This is a genomic window from Streptomyces sp. DvalAA-14, assembly GCF_900091855.1.
Classification (GTDB): Bacteria; Actinomycetota; Actinomycetes; order Streptomycetales; family Streptomycetaceae; genus Actinacidiphila.
In genome coordinates this window covers 1-11,433 of the sequence record NZ_FMCH01000204.1, presented here as the reverse complement: position 1 = coordinate 11,433, position 11,433 = coordinate 1, and the positions used below count along the sequence as shown (strand labels likewise).

Below are 11,433 nucleotides of genomic sequence, written 5' to 3'. Positions count from 1 at the left end.
CCGTACGGCCCCTGTCACGCTGGACGCGTGCCGGGGGCCGTGCTGGTCGTGCCGGGCGTCGGTTGGTAACGACTTGGCCGACGGCCTGCCGAGCCCCCTTGACGCCCTGCTTACGGCGGGCCTACCTTTCGTTTTGCCAATAGGAAAGTTTCCTAACAGTGAACTGAGGGAGGATGGCGCGCATGGCAGGAACCCCTGGAACGCCGCGCGTCCTGCGCGCCATGAACGACCGCGCCGCGCTCGACCTCCTTCTGGAGCACGGCACGCTCTCGCGGACCCGGATCGGCAAACTGACCGGTCTGTCCAAGCCCACCGCGTCCCAGCTGCTGGCCCGGCTGGAGGCGGCCGGCCTGGTCCTGGCCACCGGCACCACCGCCGGCCGCCCGGGCCCGAACGCCCAGCTCTACTCGGTCAACCCGGCCGCCGCCCACGTGGCCGGCCTGGACGTCAACCCCGAGCGGATCAGGGCGGCGGTCGCCGACATCACCGGCCGTACCGTCGGCACCTTCAAGCTGCCCACCCCGCAGCGCCGGGCCGGCACCGCGGTCGAGCAGGTGGTGCGGGCCCTGGACGGCGCGGTGAAGGCGGCCGGGCTCAGCCGCTCGGACCTGCACCGGGTCGTGGTCGGCACCCCCGGCGCCTTCGACCCGAGCACCGGGCGGTTGCGCTACGCCAGCCATCTGCCCGGCTGGCACTACCCCGCGCTGCTGGACGAACTGGCCGCCGAGCTGCCGATGCCGCTGGAGTACGACAACGACGTGAATCTGGCCGCGGTCGCCGAACAGCGGATCGGCGCGGCCCGTGAGCACGACGACTTCGTGCTGCTGTGGAACGAGGAGGGCATCGGCGCCGCCATCGTGATCGGCGGCCGGCTGCACCGCGGCTGGACCGGTGGCGCCGGCGAGGTCGGCTTCCTGCCGGTGCCGGGCACGCCGCTGGTGCGGAACGTCACCAAGGCCAACAACGGCGGCTTCCAGGAACTGGCCGGCTGCAACGCGGTGCTGCGGATCGCCCGCGAGCTGGGCCTGGAACTCCCGGGCGGCGCCCAGCCGGACGCCGCCGCCGCACTGCTGGCCGCCGCCGCGGCCCGGCACGAGGCGGCCGGCGAAGCCGGGCCGGACGCCGCGGACCCGTACACCGAACTGCTGGCCCGCTGCGCCACCGGCACCGCGGTCGGCCTCGCGTCGCTGGTCGCGGTGCTCGACCCCGAACTGATCGTCCTGTCCGGCAATGTGATCGTCGCCGGCGGGGAACCCCTGCGGGCGACGATCCAGTCCGAACTGGCCGAACTGGCCGTCCCCCGGCCCCGGTTGGTGCTCGGCACGGTACAGACGCACCCCGTGCTGAGCGGGGCGCTGGAGAGCGCGCTCGCCACCACCCGCGACGAGGTGTTCGACACCTCACGCTGACCACCCCGTCCCCCGACCGCCCGCCGACCCGAACCCCCGCTCCGCCAGCCCGCGTTCAGCAATCGCCCGCAGATCCCGCTCCCCCGAGCGGAACGGCATCCCGTGCCCGCCGTTCCGTCGGCACCGCACACCCCCGACCACCCGCACTCCGTACCGCACACCCTCGTCAGCCCTTTCCCGGAGGTAAAGAGCAGTGTCCCGTCTGACCAAAGCAGCCGCCCTCGTCGCGGCAACGGCCGCGATATCCCTGCTCGCGAGCGCGTGTACCGGCCAGAGTTCGAGTACCGCGAACGACGACGCCAGCAAGCCCGTCACCATCAACTTCTGGCACGGCTGGTCCGCGCCCAACGAGTTGAAGGCGATCAACGACAACGTCGCCCGGTTCGAGAAGGCGCACCCCAACATCCACGTCAAGGTGCAGAGCAACATCACCGACGACAAGATCAACCAGGCGCTGCGCACCGGCGGCGACAAGGCTCCCGACGTGGTGTCCTCCTTCACCACCGACAACGTCGGCCAGTTCTGCTCCTCGGGCGCGATGGCGGACCTGGCCCCCTTCTTGTCGAAGGACGGCATCAACCCGGACGCCACCTTCCCCAAGCCGATGCTGGAGTACACCCAGTTCAACGGGAAGCGCTGCACCCTGCCGCTGCTCGGCGACGCGTACGGGCTGTACTACAACAAGAAGGAGTTCGCGGCGGCCGGGATCGCCAACCCGCCCAAGACCCTCAGCGAGTTCAAGGCCGACGCGCTCAAGCTGACCAAGTCCAAGGGCGACTCCTACAGCCAGCTCGGCTTCATGCCGGACTTCCACGGCTACGAGTCGACGCCCGGTCACCTGGCCGCGCAGTGGGGGGTGAAGTACTTCGACGCCAACGGCAAGTCGCAGATCGCCACCGACCCCGGCTTCGCCTCGATGTTCGCCTGGCAGCAGGACATGGTGAAGTCGCTGGGCGGTTTCACCAAGCTGGAGAAGTACCGCAACACCTTCGGTGACGAGTTCGGCGCCAAGAACCCGCTGCACACCGGGCAGGTCGCGATGGGCATCGACGGCGAGTGGCGGCTGGGCATGGCCAAGGACGCCGGGATGACCGACCTCGGGGTGGCGCCGTTCCCGGTCCCCGACGACCAGGCGAGCACCTACGGCAAGGGCTATCTGTCCGGCACCATCATCGGCATCTCCAACCAGTCGACGAAGAAGAACGCCGCCTGGGAGCTGGTGAAGTTCATGACCACCGACACCGACGCGGTCGTCTCCTTCGCCAACGCGATCCACAACGTGCCCTCCACGCTGGCCGCGCTGAAGTCGCCGAAGCTGGACCAGGACCCCGGCTTCAAGACCTTCATCGACATCGCGCAGAACCCGAACAGCACCACCACCCCGCCGAGCGTCAACGGCGGCGCCTACCAGGTGACGCTCCAGGACTTCGCCTACGCCTACGAGTCGGGCAAGTCGAAGAACCTCACCGCCGGTCTGCAGGGTGTCGACAAGCAGGTCGACAAGGACATCGCGCAGGCCCAGTGATGAGCGCCGCCGTCCACCCCCTGCTGAAGGTCAAGCGCCGCAAGGCGACGCTGCGCACGCTGGCCTTCCTGTCGCCCTGGATCATCGGGTTCAGCGCCTTCTTCGTCTACCCGCTGGTGTCCACCGTCTACTTCTCCTTCATGCACTACGACGGCATCAACGCGCCGACGTGGACCGGCACGAAGAACTGGACCTACGTCTTCACGCAGTACCCCCTGTTCTGGCCGGCGCTGCGCAACACCTTGTGGCTGGTCGTCGTGATGGTGACGCTGCGGGTGGTCTTCGGCCTGGGCATCGGGCTGCTGATCACCAAGATCAAGACCGGCGCCGGCCTGTTCCGTACCGCTTTCTACCTGCCCTACCTGGCGCCGCCGGTCGCCGCCACCATGGCGTTCGTCTTCCTGCTCAACCCCGGTACCGGGCCGGTGAACCACATCCTGGGCAACATCGGCATCCCGACGCCCGGCTGGTTCACCGACCCGGACTGGTCCAAGCCGGCCCTGACCGTGCTGGCGGTCTGGGGCATCGGCGACCTGATGGTGATCTTCATGGCCGCACTGCTCGACGTGCCGAAGGAGCAGTACGAGGCCGCTGAGCTGGACGGCGCCGGGCCCTGGCACCGCTTCCGCTACGTGACCCTGCCGAACATCTCGCCGATCGTGATGTTCGCGGTGGTCACCGGGGTCATCCAGACCATGCAGTACTACACGCAGCCGCTGGTCGCGGGGAAGGTCGCCTCCGGGATCATCGGCAACTCGGGCCAGCAGTTCGAGCCCGGCTACCCCGACAAGTCGACCCTGACCCTGCCCCAGCTCGTCTACGAACGCGGCTTCCAGCGCTTCGACTACGGCTCCGCCTGTGTGATCGCGCTGGTGCTGTTCGTGCTGGCGATGGCGTTCACCGCGCTGCTGATGCGCCGGCGCAACGGCTTCCTGTCGGCGGAGGACTGATCCGAGATGACCCAAGCGACCCTGACCACCACGCCGGCGCCGAGCGCCGGCCGCGGACTCGACACCCGGGCCAAGCGCACCGCCCAGCGCAGGAAGACCCTGCACTGGATCGCCGTGCACTCGCTCGGCCTGGCGGCGGCGGCCTTCTTCATCCTGCCGTTCGTGTTCGTCTTCCTCACCGCGGTGATGACCGACAACCAGGCGCTCACCCGCGACCTGTGGCCGCACACCTGGCAATGGTCCAACTTCCGTACCGTGTGGGACACCCCGGGCTTCCTCACCTGGTGGCGCAACACCCTGGTCTACGCGGTGTCCGGCACCGTGCTGACCGTGGTGTCCTCGCTGCCGGTGGCGTACGCGCTCGCCAAGTTCCGCTTCCGCGGCCGGAATCTGATCATGGTGCTGGTGATCTCGACGATGATGCTGCCGCCGCAGGTGGTGATCATCCCGATGTACCTGTTCTGGACCAAGCAGATGGGCATGGACGGCACCTTGTGGCCGCTGATCATCCCGCTGGCCTTCGGCGACGCGTTCACCATCTTCCTGCTGCGGCAGTTCCTGCTGACCATCCCCAAGGAGTACACCGAGGCCGCCAAGGTCGACGGCTGCGGTGAACTGCGCACCCTGCTCACGGTGATCGTGCCGATGATCAGGCCGGCCATCGCCGCGGTCGCGCTGTTCCAGTTCTTCTACTGCTGGAACGACTACTTCGGGCCGCAGATCTACGCCAGTTCCAACCCGGCGGCGTGGACCCTCAGTTACGGATTGGAGTCCTTCAAGGGCGCTCACCACACCAACTGGAATCTGACCATGGCGGCCACCGTTCTCGTGATGGCCCCGGTGATCGTGGTCTTCTTCTTCGCGCAAAAGGCCTTCATCGAAGGCGTGACCCTGACGGGAGTCAAGGGATGAAACTGGCAGTCGTGGGCGGCGGGTCCACCTACACACCCGAATTGATCGACGGGTTCGCGCGGTTGCGCGACACCCTGCCGGTCGAGGAACTGGTGCTGGTCGACCCGGCCGCGGACCGCCTGGAACTCGTCGGGGGGCTGGCGCGGCGGATCTTCGCCAAGCAGGGGCACCCCGGCACCATCACCACCACCGCCGACCTGGAAGCGGGGGTGGCGGGCGCCGACGCGGTCCTGCTCCAGTTGCGGATCGGCGGACAGGCGGCCCGCAACGAGGACGAGACCTGGCCGCTGGAGTGCGGCTGCGTCGGCCAGGAGACCACCGGCGCCGGGGGTCTGGCCAAGGCGCTGCGTACGGTGCCGGTGGTGCTCGACATCGCCGAGCGGGTGCGCCGGGCCGCGCCCGACGCGTGGATCATCGACTTCACCAACCCGGTCGGCATCGTCACCCGGGCGCTGCTGCAGGCCGGCCACAAGGCCGTCGGGCTGTGCAATGTCGCCATCGGCTTCCAGCGGAAGTTCGCCGCGATGCTCGAGGTGACCCCCGACCAGGTGCACCTGGACCATGTGGGCCTGAACCACCTCACCTGGGAGCGGGGAGTGCGGCTCGGCGGCCCCGGCGGCGAGGACCTGCTGCCCAAGCTGCTGGCCGAGCACACCGACGAGATCGCCGCCGATCTGCACCTGCCCCGGGAGATCCTGGACCGGCTCGGCGTGGTGCCGTCGTACTACCTGCGCTACTTCTACGCGCACGACGAGGTGGTGCGCGAGCTGCGCACCACCCCGTCGCGGGCCTCGCAGGTCGCGGCGATGGAGAAGCGGCTGCTGGAGATGTACGGCGACCCGCAGCTGGACGAGAAGCCGGAGCTGCTGGCCCAGCGCGGCGGCGCCTACTACTCGGAGGCGGCCGTCGCCCTGGCGTCCTCGCTGCTGCGGGGCACCGGCGACGTCCAGGTCGTCAACACCTACAACAACGGCACGCTGCCGTTCCTCGCCGACGACGCGGTGATCGAGGTGCCCGCCGTGGTCGACGCGGACGGCGCCAGGCCGCTGCCGGTGGCCCCGCTGGAGCCGCTCTACGCGGGCCTGGTCGCCAACGTCACCGCCTACGAGGACCTGGCGCTGGAGGCGGCGCTGCGCGGCGGCCGGGACCGGGTGTTCACCGCCCTGCTGTCGCACCCGCTGATCGGCCAGTACGAGTACGCGGAGGCGCTGACCGACCGTCTGATCGCCCACAACCGGGAGCACTTGGCGTGGGCCTGACCGTGGAGCCGCTCGTCCCCGGTGGCGTCCTCGCCATCGACGCGGGCAACAGCAAGACCGACGTGGCGCTGGTCGCCGCCGACGGGACGGTGCTCGGCGCCGCCCGCGGCGGCGGCTTCCAGCCGCCGGTCGTCGGGGTCGAGGCGGCCGTGTCGGCCCTCGCGCGCATCGTGGAGCGCGCGGCGGCCGACGCCGGCCTGCCGCTGCCCGGCACCGGGACCGCGGCGAGCGACGGGACACCGCTCGCCGAACACACGTCAGCCTGCCTGGCCAACGCCGACCTGCCGGTCGAGGAACGGCAGTTGGCAGCCGCGGTGCACGCCCGGGGCTGGGCGCGCAGCACCGAGGTACGCAACGACACCTTCGCGATCCTGCGGGCCGGCGTGGATGAACCGCGCGGGGTCGCGGTGGTGTGCGGCGCCGGCATCAACTGCGTCGGCATGCTGCCGGACGGGCGCACCGCGCGATTCCCGGCGATCGGCAAGATATCCGGGGACTGGGGCGGCGGATCGGGCCTCGCGGAGGAGGCCCTCTTCCACGCCGCCCGCGCCGAGGACGGCCGCGGCGGGCCCACCGAACTGGCCCGCACCCTGCCCGCGCACTTCGGGCTCGGCTCGATGTACGCGCTCATCGAGGCGCTGCACCTGGAGACGATTCCGCCGGTGCGGCGCTACGAGTTGACCCCGGTGCTCTTCGCGACCTCGGACGCGGGCGACCCGGTGGCCCGGTCCATCGTCGGCCGCCAGGCCGAGGAGATCGTGGCACTGGCCGCGGTCGCGCTGGGCCGGCTCGGCCTGCTGGACGAGGAGGCCGACGTCGTGCTCGGCGGGGGCATCATGGCGGCGCGCAATCCGTATCTGATGGACGAGCTCACCGAGCGGCTCACCGCCCGGGCGCCCAAGGCCCGCGCCCACGTGGTGACGGCTCCGCCCGTGCTGGGCGCGGGCCTGCTCGGACTGGACCACGTGTCGGCCCCGCCGCAGGCCCGCGCGACCTTGCGGGCGCACTACTCCTGACGGCCCGCCGGCGGGACCGCGGCGGGACCGCCGACGCCACGTCGGGCCCGTCAGCGGCGGGGACTTCGGCCGGGACCCCTCCCAGGGGTCCCGGCCGGACCGCCGCCGGGAACCGAACGTCTGCCCGGATGCGTGTGACCTGGTGGGGGCCGGGGGAGATCCCCGCCGGGGGCGCTGGAACCGTGCGGGTGCGGCAGCCATACTGCTGGTTGACCCCGCGCAGAGCGGGTCCGCTGGGGGAGGACATGTGACGTACACGCCGACGCGAGGGCCGCAACCGACAGGCCCGCCTCCGGTGCCCGCGGCGCGGCGGATCCCCGCACCCCGGCGCCGGGCCTGGGCGGAAGGCGCCCACCGGATGCGGCTGTCGGCGACCACCGAACCCGGCCGGCTGCGCCTGATCGGGGCCTCGCTGGCCGTCCTCGTCGTCGCGTTCGGCGCCGTCACCGCCTGGCAGATCACCGCCCGGGCCACCGCCGCCGACCATGTGGTCCACCACAGCGCGCCGTTGAGCGCGGACGCGGCCGAGATCTACCGCTCGCTGGCCGACGCCGACGCGACCGTGGCGGGCGGTTTCCTGCTCGGCGGCGACGAGCCGCAAGCCGTCTCCGACCGCTACCAGCGGGACATCTCCACCGCGGCCCGGCTGATCACCCAGGCCGCGGCGAGCAGCGACGGCTCCGGCGCGGCCGGCGCGCAGCTCGCCTCGCTGAACCAGCAACTGCCCTACTACGTGCAGCAGGTGGCGACCGCGCAGAGCGACAACCGGCAGGGGCTTCCGCTGGGCGGCGCGTATCTGAGCTACGCCGACCAGCGGATGCAGATGAAGGGCGGCCTGCTGGCAGCGGCCGACGAGCTCTACCGGATCGAGACCGACCGGCTGAACCGCGACTACGCCGACGCCGAGGCGCTGCCCTGGGCCGCCTGGGTCCTGGGCGCCGCGGCGCTGGCCGCCCTGGTGTGGGCGCAGCGCCGCCACTACCGGCGCACCAACCGGGTGTTCAACCACGGCATGCTGGCGGCGAGCGCGGCCTGCGCGGTGGTGCTGGTATGGCTGGTCGCCGGCCACACGGTGGCCCGGGCGCGGCTGTCCGACTCCTACGCCCACGGCGCCGAGTCGATGCAGGTGCTCAACAACGCCCGGATCGCGATGCTCCAGGCCCGCGGCAATGAGAATCTGACCCTGGTGGCCCGCGGCTCCGGCGACGCCTACGACGTGGGCTTCACCGCCGACATGCGCAGGCTGGCCGGCGCGGACCCCGCGGGCGTGGGCGGCCAACTGGCCCAGGCCCTCGCGCTGGCCGACGATTCCGCGGGCCGCGACCCGGTGAACGCCGCGGTCAAGAGCGTGCAGATCTGGCGCGGCCGGCACACCGCGGCCCGGGCCAGCGACAACGGCGGCGACTACACCACGGCCGTCGCCCAGGTGATCGGCGGCAAGGACAGCAGCGGCAAGGCGGTCACCGCGACCACCGGCCAGTGCTTCGACAAGGTGGACGCCGACCTGGACCGGGCGGTCGCCCAGGAGCAGCGCGAGTTCCGGCAGGCCGCCGACCAGGGGCGCGGCGCGCTGTCCCTGCTGCCGGCCGGGGCGGCGCTGCTCGCGGTGCTGGCCGCCGCGGGCGCGGCGCTCGGCATCGGGCGCCGGCTGTCGGAGTACCGGTGAGCGGCGTGGCGGGGCGGGCGCGCGGCAGCAAGGACACGCGGGGCGACCGGGGTATCCAGGGTGTCCGGGGCGTCCGGGGCCTTCGAGGCAGGGGAACGGGGCAGACGGTGAAGGGCAGTTGGCGCGGGTGGGGCGGCGTGGCCGCGATGGCGGCGGCCTGCGCCCTGGCCCTGACCTCGGCGCTGGCGCCGCTGCACGGCCTCGGCGGAGCGCGGGCGGTGATCCGCCCGCCGGGCTCGGTCGTCCAGGCCCAGTACACCTCCGCCCAGGACTGCGCCCACCCGGAAGCCAGTCTCGACCCGGCCCTGGGCAGCACGGACGGAAAGGCCGTGCAGGCCATCGTGCGGCGCGGCCGGCTGCGGGTGGGCATCGACCAGAACAGCTACCTGTGGGGATTCCGCAATCCCGCGACGGGTCAACTCGACGGTTTCGACATCGACATCGTCAAGGCGATAGCCAAGAACATCCTCGGTGACTCCGCCAAGGTGCAGTATCTGACCGTGCCCACCGCGCAGCGCGTCAAGCTGATCCAGAACGGAACCGTGGACATGGTGGTGCGCACCATGAGCATCACCTGCGACCGCATCGGCGAAGTCGACTTCTCCACCGCCTACTTCACCGCCGGACAGCAGCTGCTCGTCCCCAAGAGCTCCCCCGTCACCGGCTACAACTCCAGCCTCAAGGGCAAGACGGTGTGCACCGCGTCCGGTTCGACCGGGCTGGCCAAGCTCACCGACACCGCGAACGGCACCAAGCAGGCCGACGCCCAGCGCTTCGGCATCAAGGTGCTGACCGTCGACAACCAGTTGGACTGCCTGGTCAGAGTGCAACTCGGCCTCGCCGACGCGGTCTTCACCGACAACGCGCTGGCCGCCGGGCAGGCCGCCCAGGATCCTTCGATGCATCTGGTGGGTGAACCGGTCACTCAGGAGCCGTACGGTGTGGCCATGAAGCAGGGGCAGCCCGATCTGGTACGCAGGGTCAATCAGGTTCTGGCCGCCTACGAGGCGGGTGGGCCCGGCAGCCAGTGGTCGCGGTCCTACCGGCACTGGCTGTCCGCCGACCTGCCCGGCATCACCGGGCCGCCGCCACCGACGTACAAGAAGGAGCAGTAGGGCGGGCGGGCAGCCGCGACAGGGACATTCCGGCCGAGGGCAGGGCAGACGCACAGGAAGAGGGTGTGATGGCGGTCGTGGGAGCATCCGGACCGGTCATGGGCCGGGAGGACGTGGACCGCGCGCTGGCGCGGCTCGGCGCCGAACACGAAGCCGTCGAGTCCTCACTGCTGGCCCTCCAGGACCACTCGGGCCGCAGACTGCTGGAGGGCGCCGAACTCACCGGCGTCACCCGGCAGCGCTGGGCCGAGACCGACGCGGCGATCACCGCGCTGTGGACGCACTTCGAGGCGTACGCCGACGCGCTGACCGCCGCCCGTGAACTGCGGGCCCGCCGCCGCTGGCCCACCCAGACCGAACTGTCCCAGCTCACCGAGCTGTTGCGCGGCGAGGGCATCACCGTCACCGGCGCGGCCGTTCCCGACCACGCCCGTGCACTGACCGGCCCGGCCCGGCTCACCGAACAGCTCAGCCTGGAACAGCTGCTGGCCCGGATGAACGCCTGGTACGACCAGGCGATGGAGACGGTGGCCGCCGCCGACTCCGTGTGGTCGGCGCTGCCCGCCCGGATAGACCTGCTGGCAGCCGAGACCCAGCGGGTACGGTCGCTGGCCGCCTCGGTCGGCGTGCGGCCCGGCGCCCACCCGGCCGGGGACGAACTGGAGGCCCTGACCGGCGAGCTGACCGAGCTGCGCGGTCGTACGGTGTCCGACCCGCTGGGATTCTGGCAGCCGCTGCCCGCCCCCGGCCGCCCCGACACCTCGCAGTACGAGCAGGCCGGCCGCCGCCTGGAGGAGATCCGCCGCGAGGTGGAGGCGGTCCTGCACGTGCGGGACGACGCCGAACACCGGCTCAAGCGGCTGCGCGACGTGGTGTCGCGCGCCGACCGCACCCTGACCGAGGCGCGCAGCGCCCGGGTCGAGGTGCTGTCCAAGATCCTGGCCTCCGATGTGCCCGCGGTCAGCGGCCCGGCCGGGGCGCTGCACGAACAGCTGGACACCGCTGAGGAGTTCATGCGCACCGCGCAGTGGCACCGGCTGTCCCCGCTGCTGGACAGCCTGGAGGAGCGCGCGGACGACGAACTGCTGCGCGCCCGCGAATCGTTGACCGCGGTGACGGCGCCGCTCGCGGTGCGCGCCGAACTGCGCGGCCGGCTGGACGCCTACCGGGCGAAGGTCGCCCGGCTCGGCATGGCCGAGGACTCGCTGCTGATGGAGCGCTACGACCAGGCACGCCGGCTGCTGTGGAGCGCGCCCTGCGACCTGGCCGCCGCCGAGCGCACCGTGCAGCGCTACCAGCAGGCCGTCGCGGACATCGCCGCGCCGCGCACCCCGACCGACCGGCGGGGGCCGGGATGACGGCCGGGACGACGGCGGGGACGACCGCGGGGACGACCGCGGGGACGACCGCCGCGGGTCCGGTCGGCGGCGCGGGGCGGGCGCCGGGCGGCGCGCCGACGCAGGACGAGACGTCAGGGAAAGGCTGAGGGGGAGACCGTGAGCAGATGCAGGCGGCCCGGCTGTGCCGGGACCGTGGAGGACATGGGCGGCGGCGAGCTGTTCTGCGACACCTGCGGGCTGG

The 11,433-nt window shown here is 71.7% G+C and carries 9 protein-coding genes; all 9 read left to right on the top strand.

Annotated elements, in window-relative coordinates:
• Nucleotides 1-173: 173 nt before the first annotated feature.
• The 9 genes from GA0115240_RS10260 (at nt 174) to GA0115240_RS10220 (ending at nt 11,210) form a co-directional block, all read left to right on the top strand.
• A complete protein-coding gene (locus tag GA0115240_RS10260) occupies nt 174-1,409 on the top strand; it encodes an ROK family transcriptional regulator (protein WP_093736356.1) in 1,236 nt (411 codons plus the stop codon).
• 193 nt (nt 1,410-1,602) lie between these two features.
• Nucleotides 1,603-2,934, top strand: a complete 1,332-nt coding sequence (locus GA0115240_RS10255) for an ABC transporter substrate-binding protein (RefSeq protein ID WP_093736355.1) — start codon at nt 1,603-1,605, stop codon at nt 2,932-2,934.
• Complete coding sequence (locus GA0115240_RS10250; RefSeq protein WP_093736354.1) at nt 2,934-3,884, top strand: carbohydrate ABC transporter permease; 951 nt, start codon at nt 2,934-2,936, stop codon at nt 3,882-3,884. Before GA0115240_RS10255 ends, GA0115240_RS10250 begins: the two co-directional genes overlap by 1 nt.
• 6 nt (nt 3,885-3,890) lie before the next feature.
• Nucleotides 3,891-4,796, top strand: coding sequence for a carbohydrate ABC transporter permease (locus GA0115240_RS10245; RefSeq protein WP_093736353.1), 906 nt, complete (start codon nt 3,891-3,893; stop codon nt 4,794-4,796).
• Nucleotides 4,793-6,055: a 6-phospho-beta-glucosidase gene (locus GA0115240_RS10240; RefSeq protein WP_093736352.1), complete on the top strand. Its 1,263-nt coding sequence runs from the start codon at nt 4,793-4,795 to the stop codon at nt 6,053-6,055. Before GA0115240_RS10245 ends, GA0115240_RS10240 begins: the two co-directional genes overlap by 4 nt.
• The gene (locus GA0115240_RS10235; protein WP_256069642.1) at nt 6,046-7,071 is read left to right on the top strand and encodes an N-acetylglucosamine kinase; all 1,026 of its coding nucleotides are present in this window, start codon (nt 6,046-6,048) and stop codon (nt 7,069-7,071) included. The genes GA0115240_RS10240 and GA0115240_RS10235 overlap by 10 nt, the downstream gene beginning before the upstream one ends.
• 358 nt (nt 7,072-7,429) lie before the next feature.
• Nucleotides 7,430-8,737 (top strand): hypothetical protein, encoded by a 1,308-nt coding sequence (locus tag GA0115240_RS10230; RefSeq protein ID WP_202451224.1) that lies wholly within the window; start codon nt 7,430-7,432, stop codon nt 8,735-8,737.
• 107 nt (nt 8,738-8,844) lie between these two features.
• Nucleotides 8,845-9,852, top strand: a complete 1,008-nt coding sequence (locus GA0115240_RS10225) for a glutamate ABC transporter substrate-binding protein (protein ID WP_256069641.1) — start codon at nt 8,845-8,847, stop codon at nt 9,850-9,852.
• Between the two features lie 68 nt (nt 9,853-9,920).
• Nucleotides 9,921-11,210 carry a hypothetical protein gene (locus tag GA0115240_RS10220; protein ID WP_093736350.1) on the top strand — a complete coding sequence of 430 codons (1,290 nt, stop codon included), beginning with the start codon at nt 9,921-9,923 and terminating at the stop codon, nt 11,208-11,210.
• Nucleotides 11,211-11,433: the final 223 nt, after the last annotated feature.

Bases quoted from the DNA above. Each gene is read 5' to 3' on its own strand.
- GA0115240_RS10260 (WP_093736356.1), top strand. From the start codon at position 174: ATGGCGCGCATGGCAGGAACCCCTGGAACGCCGCGCGTCCTGCGCGCC.
- GA0115240_RS10250 (WP_093736354.1), top strand. From the start codon at position 2,934: ATGAGCGCCGCCGTCCACCCCCTGCTGAAGGTCAAGCGCCGCAAGGCG.
- GA0115240_RS10245 (WP_093736353.1), top strand. From the start codon at position 3,891: ATGACCCAAGCGACCCTGACCACCACGCCGGCGCCGAGCGCCGGCCGC.
- GA0115240_RS10240 (WP_093736352.1), top strand. From the start codon at position 4,793: ATGAAACTGGCAGTCGTGGGCGGCGGGTCCACCTACACACCCGAATTG.
- GA0115240_RS10230 (WP_202451224.1), top strand. From the start codon at position 7,430: ATGCGGCTGTCGGCGACCACCGAACCCGGCCGGCTGCGCCTGATCGGG.
- GA0115240_RS10220 (WP_093736350.1), top strand. From the start codon at position 9,921: ATGGCGGTCGTGGGAGCATCCGGACCGGTCATGGGCCGGGAGGACGTG.